The sequence below is a fragment of the Desulfuromusa ferrireducens genome, assembly GCF_055389805.1.
Genome location: NZ_AP042415.1, coordinates 4,095,383 through 4,116,551 on the forward strand (window position 1 = coordinate 4,095,383; position 21,169 = coordinate 4,116,551).

Annotated in this window: 21 protein-coding genes and 1 other annotated feature; of the genes, 2 read left to right on the plus strand and 19 right to left on the minus strand. The window is 51.3% G+C overall.

The features are described 5' to 3' along the window. Positions 1-15 precede the first annotated feature (15 nt). The 19 genes from leuD to rpsB form a co-directional block, all read right to left on the minus strand. A complete protein-coding gene (gene leuD, locus ACZ5PT_RS18395; protein ID WP_464264472.1) occupies positions 16-546 on the minus strand; it encodes a 3-isopropylmalate dehydratase small subunit in 531 nt (176 codons plus the stop codon). 21 nt (positions 547-567) lie between these two features. Continuing rightward, positions 568-1,848, minus strand: a complete 1,281-nt coding sequence (locus tag ACZ5PT_RS18400) for a 3-isopropylmalate dehydratase large subunit (RefSeq protein ID WP_464264473.1) — start codon at positions 1,846-1,848, stop codon at positions 568-570. Positions 1,849-1,893: 45 nt separating this feature from the next. Continuing rightward, positions 1,894-3,432: a 2-isopropylmalate synthase gene (locus tag ACZ5PT_RS18405; RefSeq protein WP_464266766.1), complete on the minus strand. Its 1,539-nt coding sequence runs from the start codon at positions 3,430-3,432 to the stop codon at positions 1,894-1,896. 180 nt (positions 3,433-3,612) lie between these two features. Next, positions 3,613-3,838, minus strand: a binding site (T-box leader). A gap of 114 nt (positions 3,839-3,952) precedes the next feature. Then, positions 3,953-4,711, minus strand: coding sequence for a CDP-diacylglycerol--serine O-phosphatidyltransferase (gene pssA / locus ACZ5PT_RS18410; RefSeq protein ID WP_464264474.1), 759 nt, complete (start codon positions 4,709-4,711; stop codon positions 3,953-3,955). Positions 4,712-4,719: 8 nt separating this feature from the next. Beyond that, entirely contained in the window at positions 4,720-5,364 is a 645-nt protein-coding gene (locus ACZ5PT_RS18415) for a phosphatidylserine decarboxylase family protein (protein WP_464264475.1), read from the minus strand. A 250-nt stretch (positions 5,365-5,614) separates the two neighbouring features. Further along, positions 5,615-6,106 (minus strand): acetolactate synthase small subunit, encoded by a 492-nt coding sequence (gene ilvN / locus ACZ5PT_RS18420; RefSeq protein WP_464264476.1) that lies wholly within the window; start codon positions 6,104-6,106, stop codon positions 5,615-5,617. Between the two features lie 57 nt (positions 6,107-6,163). Continuing rightward, positions 6,164-7,861 (minus strand): biosynthetic-type acetolactate synthase large subunit, encoded by a 1,698-nt coding sequence (gene ilvB / locus ACZ5PT_RS18425; RefSeq protein ID WP_464264477.1) that lies wholly within the window; start codon positions 7,859-7,861, stop codon positions 6,164-6,166. A 179-nt stretch (positions 7,862-8,040) separates the two neighbouring features. Then, positions 8,041-9,711: a dihydroxy-acid dehydratase gene (gene ilvD / locus ACZ5PT_RS18430; protein WP_464264478.1), complete on the minus strand. Its 1,671-nt coding sequence runs from the start codon at positions 9,709-9,711 to the stop codon at positions 8,041-8,043. Between the two features lie 149 nt (positions 9,712-9,860). Continuing rightward, positions 9,861-10,079: a DUF465 domain-containing protein gene (locus tag ACZ5PT_RS18435; protein ID WP_464264479.1), complete on the minus strand. Its 219-nt coding sequence runs from the start codon at positions 10,077-10,079 to the stop codon at positions 9,861-9,863. A gap of 100 nt (positions 10,080-10,179) precedes the next feature. Next, the gene (gene tsaB / locus ACZ5PT_RS18440) at positions 10,180-10,878 is read right to left on the minus strand and encodes a tRNA (adenosine(37)-N6)-threonylcarbamoyltransferase complex dimerization subunit type 1 TsaB (protein WP_464264480.1); all 699 of its coding nucleotides are present in this window, start codon (positions 10,876-10,878) and stop codon (positions 10,180-10,182) included. A gap of 2 nt (positions 10,879-10,880) precedes the next feature. Continuing rightward, positions 10,881-12,200 carry an RIP metalloprotease RseP gene (rseP, locus tag ACZ5PT_RS18445; RefSeq protein WP_464264481.1) on the minus strand — a complete coding sequence of 440 codons (1,320 nt, stop codon included), beginning with the start codon at positions 12,198-12,200 and terminating at the stop codon, positions 10,881-10,883. Then, the gene (locus tag ACZ5PT_RS18450) at positions 12,197-13,357 is read right to left on the minus strand and encodes a 1-deoxy-D-xylulose-5-phosphate reductoisomerase (RefSeq protein ID WP_464264482.1); all 1,161 of its coding nucleotides are present in this window, start codon (positions 13,355-13,357) and stop codon (positions 12,197-12,199) included. Before ACZ5PT_RS18450 ends, rseP begins: the two co-directional genes overlap by 4 nt. A gap of 8 nt (positions 13,358-13,365) precedes the next feature. Continuing rightward, entirely contained in the window at positions 13,366-14,115 is a 750-nt protein-coding gene (locus ACZ5PT_RS18455) for a phosphatidate cytidylyltransferase (RefSeq protein WP_464264483.1), read from the minus strand. Between the two features lie 32 nt (positions 14,116-14,147). Then, positions 14,148-14,939 (minus strand): isoprenyl transferase, encoded by a 792-nt coding sequence (locus ACZ5PT_RS18460; RefSeq protein WP_464264484.1) that lies wholly within the window; start codon positions 14,937-14,939, stop codon positions 14,148-14,150. A 150-nt stretch (positions 14,940-15,089) separates the two neighbouring features. After that, positions 15,090-15,254: a DUF362 domain-containing protein gene (locus tag ACZ5PT_RS18465; protein WP_464264485.1), complete on the minus strand. Its 165-nt coding sequence runs from the start codon at positions 15,252-15,254 to the stop codon at positions 15,090-15,092. Positions 15,255-15,292: 38 nt separating this feature from the next. Next, positions 15,293-15,850: a ribosome recycling factor gene (gene frr / locus ACZ5PT_RS18470; RefSeq protein ID WP_464264486.1), complete on the minus strand. Its 558-nt coding sequence runs from the start codon at positions 15,848-15,850 to the stop codon at positions 15,293-15,295. Next, a complete protein-coding gene (gene pyrH / locus ACZ5PT_RS18475; protein WP_464264487.1) occupies positions 15,843-16,571 on the minus strand; it encodes a UMP kinase in 729 nt (242 codons plus the stop codon). The genes frr and pyrH overlap by 8 nt, the downstream gene beginning before the upstream one ends. Positions 16,572-16,594: 23 nt before the next feature. Further along, positions 16,595-17,503 (minus strand): translation elongation factor Ts, encoded by a 909-nt coding sequence (gene tsf / locus ACZ5PT_RS18480; protein ID WP_464264488.1) that lies wholly within the window; start codon positions 17,501-17,503, stop codon positions 16,595-16,597. Positions 17,504-17,620: 117 nt separating this feature from the next. Continuing rightward, on the minus strand, positions 17,621-18,604 hold the full coding sequence (rpsB, locus tag ACZ5PT_RS18485) for a 30S ribosomal protein S2 (protein WP_464264489.1): 984 nt from the start codon (positions 18,602-18,604) through the stop codon (positions 17,621-17,623). A gap of 265 nt (positions 18,605-18,869) precedes the next feature. On the opposite strand from rpsB, the gene lptF reads away from it, so the two are divergent. Both lptF and lptG read left to right on the plus strand, forming a co-directional pair. Further along, entirely contained in the window at positions 18,870-20,060 is a 1,191-nt protein-coding gene (gene lptF, locus ACZ5PT_RS18490) for an LPS export ABC transporter permease LptF (RefSeq protein ID WP_464264490.1), read from the plus strand. Continuing rightward, positions 20,057-21,139 (plus strand): LPS export ABC transporter permease LptG, encoded by a 1,083-nt coding sequence (gene lptG, locus ACZ5PT_RS18495; protein ID WP_464264491.1) that lies wholly within the window; start codon positions 20,057-20,059, stop codon positions 21,137-21,139. Before lptF ends, lptG begins: the two co-directional genes overlap by 4 nt. Positions 21,140-21,169: the final 30 nt, after the last annotated feature.

Sequence of the window (21,169 nt, forward strand, 5' to 3'; positions counted from 1 at the left end):
TATTCGAAATGGTCTTTAGTATCGGGCATCGGCAAATTCAACCCAACCACCAGCTTCAACCAGTGCCTTATCAAATTGACTGACCTCAAAAGAAAACTGCTTCGCTTCACTGCCTGCCTTAGCGGTCAACTGTTGAGCGTCGAGATCCACGGCAATTTCTACCGAACCGCTTTGCTGTAGAGCAATCAACTGGTCAATATCTGACTTGGGCAGCTCAATTGCCAGCATCCCACAATTGAACATATTCTGACGGAAAATCCTGGCGTAGCTTTCTGCAATGATGGTGTGTACATCGTTGACTTCAAAGACCCAGGGCGCATGTTCGCGTGAAGAACCACAACCGAAGTTCTCCCGCGAGATAACCACCGTCGCGTTTTTCAGTGCGGCACCATTGGGATCAAAACCATCCAGCTTAAGATCTTCAAGAATGTACGGAGTCAAAGCCTCTTTAGTCACCTCGGTGAGGTATTTGGCTGGGATAATTTCGTCGGTATTAATATCGGACCGGTCGAGAAAGATTGCCGATCCACCAAATATTTTCTGCATTCTTTTAGCTCCTCGCTCCGTTTAAAGGGATCTGGCGTCGGTGATAACACCGGTAAGGGCGGTCGCCGCAGCGGTCGCAGGGCTCATCAAGTGAACCATGCCGCCTTTACCCATCCGACCATTGAAATTACGATTACTGGTCGAAGCGCAAATTTCACCTTCAGCCAGAACGCCATTACTCATACCGAGACAGGCGCCACAGGTTGGGTTGGTGACACAGAAACCGGCATCCATAAATATCTTGATGAGGCCTTCTTCGAGGGCATCGTTGAAAATCTTCGGTGTGGCCGGTGAAACAATGCCACGTACCGAATCGGCAACAACCTTGCCCTTAAGAACTTCAGCAGCCTGACGCAAATCTTCAATCCGCCCATTGGTGCAGGTTCCGATGTAGACCTGATCGACCCGAGCACCGGCAAGTTGACTGACCGGTTTGACGCAGTCCGGCTTGTAGTCGTAAGTCACCTGCGGCTCAAGCTCCGAAACATCAATATCCAGGACCTTATCATAACTGGCATCCTCATCGGAAACCCACTTGCTATAGTCAGCCAGCGCCGCTTCCTTGCTGGCGAATTCATCCTGAATGAACGGCCAGAGGTAGTCAACGGTGACCATATCCGGCATACAAACGCCGGAGGTACCACCAGCTTCGATCGCCATATTACAGAGAGTCATGCGTGCATCCATGCTCATCTGATCGACGATCGGACCACGGAACTCGATGACCCGATCGGTCGCGCCGTTAACGCCAAGTTGACCGATAACGTAGAGGATCACATCCTTGGAATAGACGCCCTTGGGCAGTTCACCGTTCAGGTTGACCCGGATGCTCGTCGGCTCACGAAAAGCACAAACCCCTTTGAGGATGCCAACTTCCAGGTCAGTGGTACCAACACCGGCAGCAAAGGCGCCAAAAGCACCATGGGTACAGGTGTGACTATCACCCATGATGACGGTGAATCCGGGGCGGATGAAGCCTTTCTCCGGGAAAATAGCATGGCAGACACCATTGCGACCGACATCGAAGAAATCGGGAATCTCATGCCGTCGCGCCCAGTCGCGCAGGATCTTCGCCTGAGTCGCGGTCTTGGTATCCTTGGATGGCGTTACGTGATCGATAACGACCTTGATCTTGTCGCGATCAAAAACCCGGTCCTTACCGCGCCACTCCAGATCAGCAATCGCCACCGGTGTGGTGATTTCATGACAGAGCACCCGATCGAGACTGAGTACTTTTGCACCGGGAAACGGTTCATCTCTGAGATGCGCATCAAATATCTTTTCTGCTAACGTCTTACCCATGAAATTCTCCTGTTATTTATCCTAATTACAGAGGTACAGTTATTATTAAATATCGCCACGCACACGCTTGGCGAAGCTGACAATTTTATTCAGTGCGTTGATATAAGCTTTAGCACTGGCGACGATAATATCGGGATGGGCACCCTGCCCAAGAACTTCGCGCTCGTCCGTTTTGAGACGCACAGACGTCTCCCCTTGAGCGTCGGTACCACCGGTAATCGCACCAACCGAGAAGTTTAACAACGGATAAGACGTGCCGGTCAATTCTTTGATCGCCTTGAAGGTCGCATCAACAGGACCATCACCCATCACTGCAGTCTTTTTCACTTCACCTTCCACTTCCATTTCGACCGTCGCCGTCGGAGAAGCAAAAGAACCGGAACTGACATTCATCTGCAACAATTTGTAAGTCTCGGTGACCCGCAAGACCTCATCAGCAACAATGGCATCGAGATCTTCGTCAAAGATCTCTTTTTTCATATCCGCCAACGACTTAAAGCGAACGAAAGCCTTTTGAATTTCCTCTTTGTTCAGATCATAACCAAGCTCTTTAAGGCGATCAATAAAGGCGTGACGGCCGGAATGCTTGCCGAGGACCAGTTTGCTCTGGTTCAAGCCGACCGACTCGGGAGTCATAATCTCGTAGGTTTCCGCATTCATCAACATGCCATGTTGATGGATGCCCGCTTCGTGAGCAAAGGCATTGGCACCGACGATCGCCTTATTCTGCTGTACCTGTATTCCGGTAATGGTCGTAAGCAACTTGCTCGACGGAACAATCTGCTCCGTAGCCACATTGTTGGTGAAAGGAAGAATGTCATGCCGAGTCCGCAAAGCCATGACGACCTCTTCAAGTGAACAGTTACCGGCACGCTCACCGATACCGTTGATGGTACACTCAACCTGACGCGCACCGGCCTGAACCGCCGCCAAGGAGTTTGCGACCGAAAGACCAAGGTCATTATGACAGTGGACCGAAATGATCGCCTTATCGATATTACTGACATTGGCTTTTAAGTAGCTGATGATGTCGTAATATTCCGAAGGGATGGTGTAGCCGACGGTATCAGGAATATTAACCGTGGTCGCACCAGCCTCGATAACCGCTTTGATAATTTGAGCGAGAAAAGGCAAACGGGTGCGTGCCGCATCCTCCGCCGAAAATTCAACATTCGGGGTATAACCGGCAGCACGTTTAACCGCAGCGATGGCGGCGTCAAGCACCTGCTGCTCGCTCATCTTCAGCTTGTGCTCCATATGGATATCACTGGTCGCAATAAAGGTATGGATACGTCCTCGTTCACCAGCGTATTTCAATGCTTCCCAGGCCCGGTCGATATCCATATTATTGGCCCGAGACAGACCGGCAATCTGCGGTCCCTTGATGATCTGGGCGATTTTCTTGACCGCCTCAAAATCACCATCAGACGCAATAGGAAAGCCAGCCTCCATAACATCGACATTCAGCCGTTCCAACTGGTGGGCGATGCGGACCTTTTCCTCGATATTCATGCTTGCGCCCGGGGATTGTTCACCATCACGCAACGTGGTGTCAAAAATAATAATCTGCTCTTTTTGGCTCATGGTTCGTACCTCATCTGCTTTAAGGCCCATCGGTCTCAACCGGGGCAGTTTTTGTGTCAATCTCGTCTACTTCAGATCTCAGTTGCAGGTCACCTAGGTCAGATTCCACACAGAACCACCCCCTTTCAGCATTCATAGTTGAATGTCGGGGAGCCAAAATAGAAAAAGCTCCCGCCCTGTAACAGGGGCGAGAGCTTAAAGCTTCGCGGTACCACCCTGATTCGATTTCGCTAAACTGCAACGAAATCCTTCATTGTCCCTTAACGCAGGCTCACGACAGAAACTAACGATCAGCTTCATCTCTGCAGCTCCAAGGCGAGTTCAGCAACTTCCCGTATCGGCTTGCAGCGACCGCCGACTCTCTAAAACGGGTAGAAAGCTTACTACTCCTCTTCAACGCTTTTCTTGTAAGGTGAGATTCAACCGGAAAAGACTGGACAAGTCAAGCTGATTTTATGACCAGTTCTCCCCCTGTTGCTTTTTTCGATACGCCGAAACAGAATTCTTTCTCAACAAAAGGTTATGATTCCGGCGGCGATAGAGAATCGGTCTGCTTATCTTGACGACGATTAAACAGGTGGCCGATCGGTCCAGAAACCATATAAGTCATACCAATGACAAACAACATGATTTCCGGCTTAGCGACAATCACGATCAAAACCATGATGGCACCAACCAGCATCATGAACGGTTGCCGCTTAAACAGATCAGGATCTTTCAAAGAAAAATACTTCACATTGCTGACCATCAAATAGGCAAGCAGAAATACCAGCAGCACAACCGAAACCATTTTGATCGTCCCGGTGCCACCCAACTCATAAAACAGGAGAACGCAGGTCGCAACAATACAAGCAGCAGCTGGTATCGGCATACCGACAAAACTTTTCGATTCAACGGTTGATGACTGAACGTTAAATCGCGCCAGACGCAAAGCGCCACAAACGACATAAAGAAAAGCAGCCAACCAACCGAGTTTGCCGAAGGGCTTAAGCGCCCAAGTATACATCAGCACTCCGGGGGCCACGCCGAAGGCGATCACGTCCGCCAGCGAATCGAGTTCCATGCCGAACTTACTGGTCGTCCCAGTCATCCGAGCAACCTTGCCGTCCAGACCATCAAGGATCGCTGAGAGCATGATAAACCAGGCGGCACGGACAAAATTGCCATCAGTCGAAGCGATGATGACATAAAAACCGGCAAACATACTGCCAGAGGTAATCAGGTTCGGCAGCAGATAAACGCCCTTGCGCAGGTTTTCGCGCTTATCACTTTTAGTCACTTGCTCGCTCAAGACAAAGTCCCCAAGACGGTTTCACCGGCAACGGTTTTCTCTCCCAGGGTCACGGTGACATCGCTACCCTGCGGAAAGTAGATATCGACCCGAGAACCGAAACGGATCAAGCCGTAGCGCATGCCCCGTTGCAACAGGTCGCCAACCACCGGGTAGGTGACAATTCTACGCGCCACAAGGCCGGCAATCTGCACAAACAGAATCCGTTTGCCATTTTCGGCCTCAAGTAAAATGCCACCCTGCTCATTGCAGGTTGCCGCCTTATCGAGAGAAGCATTCAAAAACTGCCCCTTCTGATAATACATTTCGACAACTTTGCCGGTACAGGGGGCGCGGTTTACATGAACATTGAAGACGTTCATAAAAATGCTGACCTTGGTCACCCGCTCCTGGAAGTAACGCGGTTCCTCGACATCACCAACGAAGATCACTTTTCCATCGGCCGGTGCGATAACCAGATCATCACCCTCGGGGATGATCCGTTCCGGATTACGGAAAAAGTAAACAGTAAACAGGGTCAACAGCAACAAAACAAAGGTCAAAAAGCCCCAACCGAGCAGTGCAAAAACCAAAGTAACAAAGGCAAAGAGGGCGATAAAGGGATATCCCTCGCTAGCGAGCGGCTGATTCTGATTACGCATAATGGGTTCTACTCCAAAATAGAAAAAAGGGCAGTATCATTTGACTGCCCCTTTTACCATAGAAAAATATAATTGTTTAGCAGGATTTCACTCATAAACTGCGAAGACCATGCTCATAGTTCGTTTTTCTTTTGCTCGATCTTCTTTTTTAAACCACGGCATGCCGCAAAAACAACTGACTTAACCTCACCCAAACAAGCAGCGATGCTAGCAATCGAGTCGTTGCTGCCGACAGTCACATCCGCCAGACTTAACAGGCGACCCCTTTGTGACCTCGGCCGATAACCACCGGGCCGGAACGGACGATTTCCTTGATTCCCATCGGCCGCAGCAACTCTAACAGGGCATCAATCTTGGTCGGAGCACCGGTAATTTCAATGGTGTATGACTTGGGAGTCACGTCGATGACCTTGGCTCGAAAGATATCGACAATTCGCAGCGCTTCGGCACGCGACTCGGCTTCTGCGGTGACCTTGATCAGTGCCAGCTCGCGCTCAACATATTCTTCACCGGTAAAATCGACGACCTTGATCGTCGAGATCAACTTGTTGAGCTGCTTGTTGATCTGTTCGAGAATCCGATCATCACCACGCGTGACCAGGGTCATGCGTGAAATATTCGGTTCCAGAGTCGGTGCCACGGAAAGACTCTCGATATTGAAACCACGGCCGGAAAACAGCCCGGAAATTCGCGCGAGCACGCCGAATTCATTTTCAACTAGAACAGAAATTGTATGTTTCATCTTTGCTAATCCTCCCGGCCAACAGCTGGCCAAATCAAAATCTAACGGCGCTCAAAATTAAGAGGCCAGAACCATTTCGTGAATCCCCTTACCGGCCGGAACCATCGGCAGCACATTTTCTTCGCGCGCCACTTTAAATTCCATCAATACCGGACCCGGTGTCTCCAAGGCCTTTTTGATAACCGATGCCACTTCACCAGGCTTAGTCGCCTGCAGACCGGTCGCTCCATAAGCTTCTGCCAGCTTAACGAAGTCGATCGGCAGTTCCATACAGGTCTGACTGTAGCGCTTATCGAAAAACATCTGCTGCCACTGGCGGACCATGCCGAGGAAATTATTGTTGAGGATAGCGATTTTTACCGGCAAACGATACTGCACCAGAGTCGCCAGTTCCTGCGAGTTCATCTGAAAGGAACCGTCACCGGAGATATCGATCACCTGCCGCTCGGGAAAAGCCACCTGGGCACCAAGAGCTGCCGGCAAACCATAGCCCATAGTGCCGAGGCCGCCGGAAGTCAAAAAGGTACGCGGCTGTAGAAACTGAAAAAACTGCGCCGTCCACATCTGATGCTGGCCAACCTCAGTAGTGATAATCGCATCGTCTGCGGTTAATTCACGGATTTGTTCGATGACAAACTGTGGCTTGATGATCGTGTCGGACGCCTGGTAAGACATCGGGTGGGCGGTCTTCCATTCGCTGATGGTGCTGCGCCAGTCGCCGGTCGCCTCAATCAACTTCTGCAGAGACACTTGCTTTTCGCCCATTATATCAACAAGCTTACCGAGCACATCTTTCAAGTCACCGACAATCGGTAAATCGACGGCAACATTCTTCTTTATTGTCGTCGGGTCGATATCGATATGGATAACTTTGGCCTTTTTGGCAAAGCTATCAATCCGACCAGTCACCCGGTCGTCGAAACGAGCACCGACCGCAATCAACAGATCACACTCGGTCACCGACATATTGGCGTAAAAGGTCCCGTGCATGCCGAGCATCCCCAACGCCAAGGGATGATTCTGCGGAAATCCGGACATCGCCATCAATGTCGTGGTCACCGGAGTCTGGGTCAATTCAGCCAACTTAAGCAACTGGCTGTTCGCTCCAGAAAGATCAGTCCCTCCGCCAACATAGAGAACTGGTCGCTTGGCCTGAAAGAACAGCTTCGCGGCCTTTTCAATCTGCCGACTATTGCCTTCATAGGTAGGTTTATAGCCGCGCAGGCTGACCTTTTCCGGATACTTGTATTTGTGCTTAGCGACTTGAATATCTTTCGGGAAATCGATCAATACCGGCCCAGGACGACCCGTCCTAGCAATATAAAAGGCTTCCTTGATCGTTTTTGCCAGATCACGGATATCCTGAATCAGAAAGTTATGCTTGGTACAGGGGCGGGTAATCCCGCACATATCTGCTTCCTGAAAAGCATCGTTGCCAATCAGCGGAGTCGGCACCTGACCGGTGATAATCACCATCGGGATTGAATCCATATAAGCGGTGGCAATACCGGTGACGGTATTGGTCGCGCCCGGACCACTGGTGGCGATAACGACACCGACCTTACCGGTACAACGTGCATAACCATCAGCAGCATGGACAGCCGCCTGTTCATGCCGGGTCAAAATGTGCTCAAGGGGCGAATCGAACAGGTCATCATAGATATTGATAACGGCACCACCGGGGTAACCGAAAACCGTATCGACTCCTTCTTTTTGCAAGCTCTCAAGTAAAATCTGCGATCCGGTTAATTCCACCTGAACCTCCTCTGTAGCCGGTGAGCAGCTACTGGCTCTCAATTTTTTGCGATAATTAAAATACCGACAGCGGAAAAGCCCGATGATCCGCTGTCGGCGATAAGAAAAGGGAGTTTAACGCCCCGAAGATATAAAAATCAATATACTTTCCGTATTCTGACCACTTTTATAGAACAGTGTTAATCAGCCTTACAAATGGCACCTGTCCCGGCGTGGGTGACAACCTTGGCGTAGCGCGCCAGCCAACCACTGTTGATCTTAGGCTCCGGCGCCTGCCATTTACTGCGTCGTTCGGCCAAAACATCTTCCGCCAAATCGAGCGTCAGGGTGCGGTTGGGGATATCGAGGGTAATCGAATCACCATCTTCAACCAGAGCAATAGGTCCACCCTGAGCTGCTTCAGGTGAGATGTGACCGATACAGGGGCCACGAGTACCGCCGGAGAAACGACCATCGGTGATCAGGGCAACGCTGTCGCCCAGCCCCAAGCCCATCAGCGTAGCCGTCGGAGCGAGCATTTCGCGCATCCCCGGCCCGCCCTTTGGTCCTTCATAGCGGATCACCACCACATCACCAGCGACGACCTCGCCACCCATCAACGCTTCCATAGCCGCTTCTTCTGAGTTGTAGCAACGCGCCTGGCCGGTAAAGTTCATCATCTTCTCCGACACACCGGACTGCTTAACCACCGCCCCTGCAGGAGCCAGATTGCCCTTGAGAATGGCGAGACCACCTTCCTGACGAACAGGATCAGAGACAGGATGGATCACCTCTTCGTCAACCGAGGCTACAGAATCGACAATCTGCTTAATGGTCGGGCCGAGCAGGGTTGGATTATCATTGATCCGATCGCGCAACTGGTAGAGTACCGCAGGCACGCCACCGGCGGCATCCAGATCTTCCATAAAATGGATACCACCTGGGTTCATCGAAGCCAGCTGCGGAGTCGTGCGACCCAATTCATCGAAAGCGTCGAGCGGCAAATCGACACCTGCCTCGTGAGCAATCGACAACAGATGCAGCACCGTGTTGCTCGAGCCACCAAGAGCCAGGTCAACGCGGATGGCATTTTCAAACGCTTCACGGGTAAGGATCTGTCGTGGGGTGACGTTATTATTAACCAGCTCGACGATTTTTTCCCCGGAAGCAAAAGCAATCCGCCGCTTCAGCGATGATACGGCCGAGGCCGTAGCACAGCGCGGCAGGCTCATGCCCATAGTTTCGGTGAGGATCGCCATGGTGTTCGCGGTAAACAACCCCTGGCAGGAACCCGCGGTCGGGCAGGCATTATCCTCGCACATCATCAACTGCTTTTCGTCGATGACTCCAGCCTTGTACTGCGCCATCGCCTCAAAGGTGTCGGTCACAAAAGAGAAACGCTTGCCATCACGCCCCGCTCCGGTCTGTGAAGGACCGGCGGTAACAACGATACAGGGGATATCGAGCCGCGCAGCAGCCATCAGCATACCCGGGGTGATCTTGTCGCAGTTGGTCAGCAGCACCAGCCCGTCAAGCCGATGGGCTTCGGCAATCGACTCAACCATGTCGGCGATCAGTTCGCGGGTCGGCAGAGAATAATGCATCCCTTTGTGGCCCATGGCGATCCCATCACAAACCCCGGGGATGCCAAAGATAAAGGAATACCCACCACCGGTGTGAACACCCTTTTCGATGAACCGCTCAAGGTCACGCATCCCAGTGTGGCCGGGAATCAGATCGGTAAATGAAGAGGCAATACCGATAAACGGTTTATCCATCTGCTCGCTAGGGACACCGGTACTTTTCAGCAAAGCACGGTGGGGAGTTCGCTCAAAACCTTTAGTAATTGCATCGCTACGCTTATCGCTCATGATTGTAAACCCTATCGGTGGGGCCGTGCCCACACTGAAATGTTGATCTCACCAAACACCAGTATTTTTAAACTAAAATACAGCAAAGGGTTTAAGCAGTTGCTTAAACCCTTTGCTGTATAAACTCTTCCCGCTGTGACTGTCCGGGCTTAGGCGCTTACAGTATGAAGGATTTGCTCCATCGCATCCTTACCAGCAAGTTTCATTTTCTTCACTTTATTTTTTTCCAGTTCGTCGTGGGGGGATAAAAAGGATTTTCTATCGAACTCAGATAATCGTTTTTCAAAAAGGATATGCTCTTCGTAGAGCATGCGGAAATGGGAGTTGCTGTCGAGGAGCGTTTGCAGCACATTCTGATCAATATCCATTGGTACCTCCGCGTGTCAGGGCTAGGACCGAAAACTGTTTATAGCTAATCAAAATGGGGCCCAAATGTCAACAGTCGAACAACGCTCAAAAAAGCTTTCCTTATTTGTTCTTATTCAGCTCCGCGTCCGATGGGCGAATATAGGTCGGCAGCAATTGGGCGGCGGTCAGCAGCTGCCCATGACCATAAGCCTGACCCGCCAGCCAACCAACCTGTGACGCCCGCGGCTGATGGGCCGGGGCCAGCGGCAACAATGCCTTACCGGCAAGGTATTCGTCGATCATATCCCGATAAAGCAGGACGCCATCACCAACCATAGCAACCTCGCCAGTGAGTTCTTTCAACACCTGTCCCGGTGGCAACACCCGCGCTTCACTGACCGGCACAGGGCCAGCGGCACACCAATTAAAAAGTTGGCTGTAAACCTCTTTTTTACGGGCATCCATAAAGACACAAATCGGTACCGGCGACAACGGCAGATTCATGGCCAGCATCTGCAACGAGGTGATGCCAACCACCGGCTTAGACAGCACCTGAGCAAGACCTTTGACCGTGGCGACACCAATTCGCAACCCGGTAAAAGAGCCTGGACCGGTGACAACAGCGAGAACATCAAGGTCCGCCAATTGCCAATTGGCTTCGCTCAACAGCAGGTCGATCTGCTTAAGCAGCTTATCGCTGTGCGTACTGCGAACATTCAGCAGCGATTCCGCGATCAGGGTTTCTCCCTGACAAAGGGCAACGCTGCCAGTCATGGACGAACTGTCAACAGCCAGGATCTTTAGCTTATCGATCGACACTACTAGCCCCAAAGCCTGACAATATCGTTATAAAAAGCCAGCACCATCAGCATCAGTAACATCGCCATGCCAATTTGCTGGGACATCTCACGGACCCGGATTGACACCGGACGGCGGGTGATCAATTCGACAAGGTTAAAGAGGATATGACCACCATCGAGAATCGGAATCGGCAGCAGATTGAGAATTCCCAGTTGGATTGAGATAAAAGCCAGCACCGAAAGAATCGCCGACAAATCCGTTTGCGCAGCTTGGCCGGCAACCTGCACCACAGTAATTGGCCCGCCGATGTTTTTCGCTGAAACGCTGCCACTGAACAGTTTCTGAACAAAGATCACCGTTAATTCAATCAGCTCCCAGGTCCGACTGGCCCCTTCGCCGATGGCATCAACAAAGCCAAAGCGTTTTACCTTGGAGGCCTGCAGCGGGGCAATGCCGATAAGATAGTCGCCCTCACCGCCACGCTGTTCAGGAACCAGTTCAACACTCAATTGTTGGTCACCACGTTGCAGCAGGACGTTAACTGCTTGCCCATTGACGGTCTGAATAATCTCCCGCAAGTCATACCAGGAAGTGACCTGTCGATCGGCAATTTGGAGGATCAAGTCCCCTTCGACAATCCCGGCAACCATAGCTGGCATATTATCGGCCAAACCGCCAACCCGAGCTTCCTGTCTCGGCATCAAACCAAGGCCCTGCATCCCCTGCAGGCTTTCGTTTTCTGCCGGAATTTCCAGCTGTAAAAGATCACCGTCACGCTCTACCTGAAAGACCAGTGGGTCGCCAGCGGCGGAGACAAACGATTTATTGGCATCATTCCAGATCTGAACCGGATGTTGGTTGACCGAAACAATACAATCCCCGGCGACAAAACCGCCTTGGGCGGCATTCGATTCGGGTGCAACATAACCGATACAGGATTCCTGTTCCACATAGGTGGGCATCTGCACCCCGACCATAAAAGAGATCGGCAGAATCAATAACGGCAGAATCAGGTTCATCAACGGGCCGGCAATAACAATCGCCAAGCGGTTTGAAACCGGCTTGCCGGCAAAAGAGCGCTTCTTCTCCTCAGCACTGAGTTCTGCACTCTCCCCCTGCTCGCCACCGCCCTCGCCAAGCATCTGGACATAACCGCCCAGCGGGATGGCACAAATGAGATATTCCGTCTCTCCCCATTGGCGTGAGACAACTTTCGGACCGAAGCCGAGGGAGAACTTAAGAACCTTTACCCCGCAGCGCTTTGCGACCAGGAAATGGCCAAGTTCATGAACAAAAACCAGCACCCCGAGCATCAGGATTCCGGCAATAATGGTTGTCATTTAAGACCTCCGTGTATCAAGGTTCGTGCCTCCTGACGGCCCCACAGGTCAGCCTGCAGCACCTTGTCGATTGTGGTCAGTTCCTCCGAATGATGACGCTTCATAACAGCCTCAATCAAACGCGCGATAGCGAGAAAACTGATCCTCTTGTGCAGAAATGCCTCTACGGCTATTTCATTGGCAGCATTCATAACTGCCGGCAAACTGCCGCCAACCTCAAGCGCATCGTAGGCAAGACGCAAACAGGGAAAGCGGGATAAATCAGGCTCGTCAAAGGTCAACGAACCGGCCTGGATCAAATTCAGCGGCTCCTGCTGCAGAGGCAATCGTTGCGGCCAGGAGAGCGCATAGGCGATCGGCGTTTTCATATCCGGGATACCGAGTTGCGCCATGACTGCGCCATCCCGATACTCAACCATTGAATGAATAATGCTTTCAGGATGGATATGGACCGCGATCTGCTCGGCGGGAACCTTAAACAGCCAGTGGGCCTCAATCACTTCGAGACCCTTGTTCATCATGGTAGCCGAATCAATCGATATTTTCTTTCCCATGTCCCAGTTGGGATGGGCCAGAGCATCTGCCGGCGTCACCGATTCCAGTTGCCTGAGGGAATGCTGACGAAAAGGGCCACCGGAAGCGGTCAAAATCAGTCGACGGATATCCTCGCGGCGTTGACCGGCCAATGATTGAAAAATCGCCGAATGCTCACTGTCGACCGGAATCATGGTGCTGCCCTGCCGGGCGACCTCATCCATAACCAGCGATCCGGCCGTTACCAGGGTCTCCTTGTTGGCCAGGGCGATATCTTTACCGGCCTTGATGGCAGCCATAGTCGGTACCAGTCCGGCCGCCCCAACAATTGCCGCCACCACCATGTCGCTCTCATCAAAAGTGGCACAGGCAATCATCCCCTCGACGCCATAAACAATCTGGACATCCTCCCCCTTAAGGCGGGAGGCGAGAGTTTCCGCACCCTGCTCAGTTGCAACGGCAACTATTTTGGGGCGCAAGGTTTCGACCTGCTGCTGCAACAAGTCGATATTATTACCCGCGGATAACGCGACGACCCGGTAAAGTTCAGGAAAAGCAGCGACGATCTGCAGAGTGCTAACCCCAATCGAACCGGTCGAGCCTAAAATAGTCAGTTTTTTCATTATGTCACTCACCCGCCATAACCAAATCTGGCGAGGTAAAATACAACCGGAAAGGCAAACAACAGGCTATCGAGCCGGTCCAGTATCCCGCCGTGACCGGGAATCAGGTTGCCCGAATCCTTGACACCGCAAGCCCGTTTCAGCAACGACTCGAACAGGTCACCTAATTGACCGACAACTCCGAGCAACACCCCGATCAAGATACCATCAAACAAGCCGATCATCGGCAAAAAGGAGATACTGGCAAGTAATACCGCCAGTACGGAACCGACCAGGCCACCAACCGCCCCTTCAACACTCTTGTTCGGGCTGACCGCTAGATAGAGTTTCCGCCTCCCGAAATTACTGCCGACAAAATAAGCGAACGTGTCACAGGTCATTATGACGAATAAGGTCATAAAAATCCAGGCCTGCCCATCAGTAAGCGAACGCAGTAACACCAGGTGGCCCAAAAGCAGCGGCAAATAGAACAGGCCAAAACAAAACCAGCCGAGCCGATGATGGACGACTGAGATATCCGAGAAGCGAAACAGGAACATCAGCGCCAGCGATAAAAAAGTGACAACCAGCAGAAGTGCAAGGAGGGTCGTCTGCTGAAAATGAAGCAGTGGAGCGATAACGGCACCCGAGACGGCAACCAGCCACTGTTCAGCAGAATGTTCTGTCGCCAACCCCATGCGATTAAACTCAAGGAGTGCCAAAAACAGGACCACTCCCATAAACAAGGAAAAAACAACGGGATTGGCAAAGGCGATCATTAATATCAGCAGAGGTAAAGCAATGATGGCTGTCAGGATGCGCTGTTTAATGGGTCCTCTCCTTCAGGCAGTGGTGCCGTAGTGGGATCAAGTTGATCATCAGTCAAGCCGAAGCGCCGTTTTCGCTGCCTGTAATCCTCAAGTGCCTTGTAGAACTCTTGGGGGTCAAAATCAGGCCAGAGCACATCGGTAAAATAGAGTTCGGAGTATGCGGTTTGCCAGAGCAGGAAATTGCTGATCCGCTTTTCCCCGCTAGTACGGATGAGCAGATCAGGCTCTGGGATCTCCTGGGTATCAAGAAGAAGGGAAAATTTACGACTGTCGAAAGACGCGAGGGCAACGGACCCCTCCACGGCTTGCTCAGCGAGCTTTTTCGCTGCCCGCAAAATTTCATCACGGCCCCCATAGGAGAGAGCCAGGACCATCGTCAGCGTTTCACCTTGAGCCGTTTCAGCTTCAGCCTTAACCAATGCCTGACGAACGGAATCGGTCAAACGTGATCGATCGCCAATAACCCGCAACCGAATACCACCACTGAGCATTTTTTGCCGTTGCGAGGAAAGAAACTGCAGTAGCAGTTCCATTAAAGCATCAACTTCCTGTCTGGGCCGTCCCCAGTTTTCTGAACTGAAGGCGAACAGACTCAGATAACGGATACCGACCTTGACACATTCATCAACCACCTTGATGACGGCTTGCACCCCTTGATGATGACCGGCGATACGCGGCAACCCCTGTTTCTTTGCCCATCGGCCATTACCGTCCATGATAATGGCCAAATGCTGTAATGGTGGCTTATTCTCTTGAAGACCCTGTTCCGTCATTTACTAAACCCTACCCCTTGAATCAAAAGCACAAGGCGTAAAATTAGCATAATTAATGGCACAACAGCAAGAATGGAAAAATCGTTATGGCAAACAAAAAGGGGGGACACCCAAAAGGTGTCCCCCCTTAATATTCGATCAACCTATCGCTCAGTCGACAATTGCTTGGACCGGGCAACTATCAACGCAGGCGCGGCACTCGGTACATTCGTCAGTAATCGTGTAGATATCACCCGATTCGACGATGGCGCCTAAAGGACAGGTATCAACACAGGTCCCACACGCGATGCATTCTTCATTGATTTTCAAAGCCATTCTTTACTCCTTTGATAATATTTATCGCGGCACGATACTCAGACTTCCATAACCTCAGCTTCTTTGTTCTGCACAACAGAATCGATCATTGCGACAAACTCATCGGTTACCTGCTGGACGTCTTTTTCGCTCCGCTTGAGATCGTCTTCGGTGATCTCCTTTTCCTTTTCCAACATCTTTAAGGTTTCATTGGCGTCACGCCGTGCACTACGAACCGAAACCTTAGCTTCCTCCGCCATCCGCTTGATGATTTTCACCATCTCTTTGCGTCGATCTTCGGTCAAAGCCGGGACCGGCAGCCGGATCAAGATGCCGTCAGAAGAAGGGGTCAGACCGAGATCGGCCTTAAACAATGCTTTTTCAATTTCCGAAATCAGATTCTTTTCCCATGGTTGCACAGTAATCAGCCGTGGTTCCGGTGCAGAAAGCGTAGCAACCTGACTCAAGGGTGTCGGCACCCCGTAATAGTCAACCCGAACATCATTGAGCAAAGCGGTTGATGCCCTGCCCGTACGGACCTTGGTCATCTCTTTTCTCAGCGCTTTAACCGATTTATCCATTGCTGCACGGGCTTCGCCCATCACTTCATCAATCATCCGTGTCACCTCCCCTGACAATGGTACCGATCTGCTCGCCCTCGACAACCTTCTTGATATTGCCACGCTGGGTCATATTAAAAATAATCATCGGCAGATTATTATCCATACAAAGCGACGTTGCCGTTGCATCCATCACCTGCAGCCCCTTTTGTAAGACATCCAGATACGTCAGGGTTGACAATTTAACCGCATCACTGTTCTTCATCGGGTCCGAAGTATAAACTCCATCGACCTTGGTAGCCTTAAGGATAACCTCGGCATTGATCTCCATCGCCCGCAAACTGGCGGCGGTGTCGGTAGTAAAATATGGATTTCCGGTTCCAGCGCTGAAGATGACAACCCGCCCTTTTTCCAGGTGGCGCACCGCACGACGACGAATATAGGGTTCAGCAACCTGCTGCATTTCGATTGCCGACTGCACGCGCGTGACCACGCCCTGATTTTCCAGAGCATCCTGCATGGCCAGACTATTCATAACCGTAGCCAACATACCCATATAGTCGGCACTGGCTCGGTCCATCCCCTTGGATGAAGCCGCTAGGCCACGGAAGATATTTCCGCCACCGATAACCAGAGCCACCTGCACACCAAGAGCAACAACCTCTTTGATTTCGGAAGCAATACCGATAATAACCTCTGGGTCGATCCCATAACCCTGATCGCCCGCTAAGGCCTCACCACTCAATTTCAGAAGAATTCGTTGATACTTGGTTGCCACGTTAGCTCCTGCGTTTGATAGAATTACTTGCTCAGGGCGGCGACTTCTGCAGCGAAATCATCCTCTTTCTTTTCAATGCCTTCGCCGAGCTGGTAACGAGCATAGCTGTTCAACTTAATTTCGCTACCGAGTTCCTTGGCCAACGCCTCGACAAGCTTGCCAACCTTCTGGTCGGGATCGATAACAAAGGCTTGTTCGAGCAGACAGACTTCACCGAAATACTTGTTGATCTGTCCAACAATGATCTTCTCAACGATATTTTCCGGCTTACCGCTATCGAGTGCCTTAACGCGCATGATTTCTTTTTCTTTATCAACCACGACAGAAGGAACAACGTCACGATCAAGGTACTGAGGAGCAGCGGCTGCAATGTGCATAGCAATCTGCTTGCCAAGCTCGACAACCCGCTCATCGGTCGAAGCGGTCTGCAACTCAACCAGGACACCAATTTTTCCGGTTCCGTGAACATATGAAGCAACCACACCCTGACCGGCATCGACACGCGCCAAACGGCGGATATCCATATTTTCGCCGATGGTGGCAATCTGGTGAGTCAGTTCCTCAGCAACGGTCCGACCGGTCTCCGGGTAAGCCAGAGACTTGAGAGCCTCAACGTCAGCGACATCATTTGCCAACACAACACTGCAGATGGCAGCAGTAAAAGAGGAAAAGGCCTCATTTTTAGCAACAAAATCGGTCTCGGCATTTACTTCGACCAAAGCGCCGATGGTGCCCTCTGAAATGGCGGCCACCATCCCCTCGGCAGCAACCCGTCCCGACTTCTTGGCTGCGGCAGAAAGACCCTTCTTCCGCAGAAAGTCGACCGCACCGTCCATATTGCCAGCAGTCTCGGTCAAGGCCTTTTTGCAATCCATCATGCCAGCACCAGTCTTTTTGCGCAGTTCCGATACCATCGCAGCTGTAATACTCACGTTAGTTCCTCCATAGTTTTTGTCAGGTCTAAACCCGTTACTTTTTAGTTACTAAACCAACGGCCGGACCTAAGCCCGGCCGCGGCCTTTGCGTTTACTGAATTGTAGCGCGAAAAACTACTCAGCAGCTGGGGTTTCTTCGGCTTTAGCTTTAGCTGGAGCTTCCTCGGCTTTATCTGGAGCTTCTTCGGCTTTAGCTGGAGCTTCTTCGGCTTTAGCTGGAGCTTCTTCGGCTTTAGCTGGAGCTTCTTCGGCTTTAGCTGGAGCTTCTTCAACCTTGGCAGGAGCTTCTTCAACCTTGGCAGGAGCTTCCTCAACCTTGGCAGGAGCTTCTTTAGCCTTGGCTGGTGCCTTGGCTTTTGCAGCCGCAACAACCGGCTCATCCTTACCTTCAGCTGCAGCCTGCTTCTGGTCCTTGCGACGCTGACCACCTTCGAGACAGGATTCAGCCATTTTACTGGCGAACAAGCGGATAGCACGGATAGCATCATCATTACCCGGGATGATGTATTCGATGTTGTCAGGGTCGCAGTTGGTATCGACTACGGCAACCACGGGGATGCCAAGCTTGTTAGCTTCCTTAACCGCGATCGCTTCTTTTTTCGGATCGATAATAAAAACAGCACCGGGAAGCTTGGTCATGTTCTTGATACCACCAAGGTTCCGCTCCAACTTCTCGCGCTCACGCTCAAGCTGCAGGGCTTCTTTTTTTGTGTATTGTTCGATGGTGCCGTCAGCAGACATCGCCTCGATCTTTTTCAGACGATCGATACTGGCTTTGATAGTGGAGAAGTTAGTCAGCATGCCGCCGAGCCAACGGTTGTTAACATAGTACTGTCCGGCACGTAGAGACTCTTCGACGATAGCGTCTTGAGCTTGTTTTTTGGTGCCGACAAACAAAACCTTCTCGCCACTGGCAACGGTGTCCTGAATGAACTGACAGGCCGTCTTGAAATAGCGAACGGTCTTCTGCAAGTCAACGATGTAGATTCCGTTACGGGCGCCGAAGATATACGGCTTCATTTTCGGGTTCCAACGCTTGGTCTGGTGACCAAAGTGAACGCCAGCTTCGAGCAGTTGCTTCATGGTGATCTGTGCCATTTTCTGTACTCCTTAAGATTGGTTTAATTCCTCCGCAACAGTCTTGCCTGTCAGGCCTCAAATATTACGAGAACCACCCTGATCAGATCCTGATGCGTGTGTATTGTGAACAACTGCACGTCTATAACATTCAACCGCCCGCCAATCAAGTGAAATTTTCTAAATAAAAGCTTCCGTGCCTAGCCGGCTAAGTCGATCATTTTCCCGAAGACTAAAGGGTTTACAGTATTTACAGACGCCTGCAGCTGTACTAATATGCGCCACCATGTCGATATTACGAATTCACCGTTACATCATAAAAGAAATCAGCATTCCGGTCATTTTGAGCCTGCTGATTTTCACCTTTGTCCTGCTGATGGGACGAATCCCCCGACTCACCGAACTGGTGGTCAGTAAAGGGGTTCCAGCCAGCGAGATTGTGCAACTATTCAGCTACCTGTTGCCGACTTTTTTCAGCATTACCGTACCCCTGTCGTTCCTACTCGGGATACTGCTGGCCTTCGGCCGATTGTCGGCCGACAGCGAATTTGTTGCACTCAAGGCCTCGGGCATAAGTCTTTACTCCCTGTTAAGGCCCGTCTTGGTTCTAGCCGTTGCCTTTTCCCTGCTGACCGCATGGTTAACGACCACGGTCGAACCTGCCGGCAAGACCGCGTTTCGCAGCAAACTGTTTCAGATCGCTTCAAGCAGAGCGAGCGTCGGTATCCGCCCCGGTATTTTCAATGATGACTTTGAGGGGCTTGTCCTTTATACGCGCACCATGGACGAGCGCCAGGGGATCATGCATGGTGTTTTCATTTCCGATGAACGCGAAGGAGAAACCCCGGCGACCATCGTCGCCCGTCAGGGCCGGTTTATTCCTAACCCGGAAAATTTCAGTCTGACCCTAAGACTGAACAACGGTAGTATTCATCGACGTCCAGCCAATGAAAAGAAGACCACCTATCAGATTATCGGTTTCACCAACTATGACATCAATCTCGATATAGGCAAACAACTGGCACCAAACAAAAGCCGCAATCGTTCCCGTGGCGAACTGTCTTGGCCGGAATTAGATATTGCATACGAAACCGCAACCGACCAGCAAAGCAAGGCCCGCTTTTCTGTTGAAAAAAACAAACGCATCGCCATCGCCTTTGCGCCACTGGTTTTCGCTTTGGTCGGCGTACCACTCGGTCTGCAGTCAAGTCGTTCAGGGAAAGGGGCTGGTTTCGCACTGGCCTTAGGCATCGCTCTTATCTACTACCTGTTGCTCAGCATTGGCAGCACCCTTGCCGGTAAAGATCTGGTTCCAGCAGCTATCGCCCTGTGGCTACCAAATTTCTGTTTCATTATCGGTGGCGGTTATTTCCTGCACCGCACTGCAATTGAAAGACCTGTAAAAATACTCAGTTGGCCGGCACAAATAATCAGCCGGGCGTATAAATTTTTTCAGCGAAACGGAGAACAGCGATGAAAATGCTCAACCGTTTCCTGCTGAAACACTTTTTGCGCATTCTGTTGCTTAGCGTTGGTGCCTTTGTCGGCATTTACCTGCTGATCGATTTTTTTGAGAAAATCAGCGATTTCATCGATCACAATGCCAGCGCTGGCGATTATTTCAGCTACCTGATCAACAGTATCCCCTTCATCTTTGCCCAGATTCTTCCACTGGCGATACTGATGACCGTGGTCCTGACACTCGGAACCCTTGGCAGAACCAATGAAGTCACTGCGATGCGCGCCTGCGGTGTCAGCCTCTGGCGCATTGTTCAGCCTTTTATGCTTTTGGCCTTCGCTCTCTCCCTGCTGCTGTTAGCCCTTAACGAGTTTGTCGTCCCCCTCAATGCGAAGGCTCTCAATGAACTGCTTGAGGTCAAACTAAAAGGTAAGCAGGAATCAAGTTTCAAGCGGAATGAAATCTGGTATCGCGACCAGGAGCGTATTATCAACATCCGCGTTGCTGATCCGCAACAACAGAAACTCCATGGGGTCACTATTTTCAGCCTCGACGAATCGCCCAAAATCATGCAGCGCGTCGAAGCGGCAGAAATTAGTTTTGTCGACGGAGCCTGGGTAGCCCCAAGCTCGACAGAGCGCAGTTTCGATGCCACCGACGGCGACCTGCTGCAGATCGACACAAACAAGAACCGACCACTCGATCTCAATCGACTGCCGACTGACTTCACCCTACAGGAAAATCGCAACAGCGCGCTCAGCTTCCGTCAACTACTGACAATGGTCAACAAACTGGACCAGGAAGGGATCGATTCGACCCGCCATCGGGTTGACATGCACAACCGTTTGGCAGCCCCCTTCACCTGCCTGATCATGGCATTTCTCGGTGTTCCCTTCGCCCTGCAGCGAGGACGCAACAGCAATATCGCCATCGGAATCGGCCTGAGCCTGGGCATTGGCGTCGCCTATTTCATACTGCAATCACTGGTGACCGCCTTCGGCTACTCCGGAGCCCTGCCACCGCTACTGACAGCCTGGACGACCAATATTCTCTTTTTGATGTTGGGGGTCTGGATGTTGTTGAGTGTGAAGGAATAGAGAGCTAGAATAGAAAACTAGAATTTAAAT

Coding starts and splice junctions, on each gene's coding strand:
- leuD (WP_464264472.1), bottom strand. CDS start 546: ATGCAGAAAATATTTGGTGGATCGGCAATCTTTCTCGACCGGTCCGAT.
- ACZ5PT_RS18400 (WP_464264473.1), bottom strand. CDS start 1,848: ATGGGTAAGACGTTAGCAGAAAAGATATTTGATGCGCATCTCAGAGAT.
- ACZ5PT_RS18405 (WP_464266766.1), bottom strand. CDS start 3,432: ATGAGCCAAAAAGAGCAGATTATTATTTTTGACACCACGTTGCGTGAT.
- ACZ5PT_RS18415 (WP_464264475.1), bottom strand. CDS start 5,364: ATGCGTAATCAGAATCAGCCGCTCGCTAGCGAGGGATATCCCTTTATC.
- ilvN (WP_464264476.1), bottom strand. CDS start 6,106: ATGAAACATACAATTTCTGTTCTAGTTGAAAATGAATTCGGCGTGCTC.
- ilvD (WP_464264478.1), bottom strand. CDS start 9,711: ATGAGCGATAAGCGTAGCGATGCAATTACTAAAGGTTTTGAGCGAACT.
- ACZ5PT_RS18435 (WP_464264479.1), bottom strand. CDS start 10,079: ATGGATATTGATCAGAATGTGCTGCAAACGCTCCTCGACAGCAACTCC.
- rseP (WP_464264481.1), bottom strand. CDS start 12,200: ATGACAACCATTATTGCCGGAATCCTGATGCTCGGGGTGCTGGTTTTT.
- ACZ5PT_RS18450 (WP_464264482.1), bottom strand. CDS start 13,357: ATGAAAAAACTGACTATTTTAGGCTCGACCGGTTCGATTGGGGTTAGC.
- ACZ5PT_RS18455 (WP_464264483.1), bottom strand. CDS start 14,115: ATGATCGCCTTTGCCAATCCCGTTGTTTTTTCCTTGTTTATGGGAGTG.
- ACZ5PT_RS18460 (WP_464264484.1), bottom strand. CDS start 14,939: ATGACGGAACAGGGTCTTCAAGAGAATAAGCCACCATTACAGCATTTG.
- ACZ5PT_RS18465 (WP_464264485.1), bottom strand. CDS start 15,254: ATGGCTTTGAAAATCAATGAAGAATGCATCGCGTGTGGGACCTGTGTT.
- frr (WP_464264486.1), bottom strand. CDS start 15,850: ATGATTGATGAAGTGATGGGCGAAGCCCGTGCAGCAATGGATAAATCG.
- rpsB (WP_464264489.1), bottom strand. CDS start 18,604: ATGGCACAGATCACCATGAAGCAACTGCTCGAAGCTGGCGTTCACTTT.
- lptF (WP_464264490.1), top strand. CDS start 18,870: ATGTCGATATTACGAATTCACCGTTACATCATAAAAGAAATCAGCATT.
- lptG (WP_464264491.1), top strand. CDS start 20,057: ATGAAAATGCTCAACCGTTTCCTGCTGAAACACTTTTTGCGCATTCTG.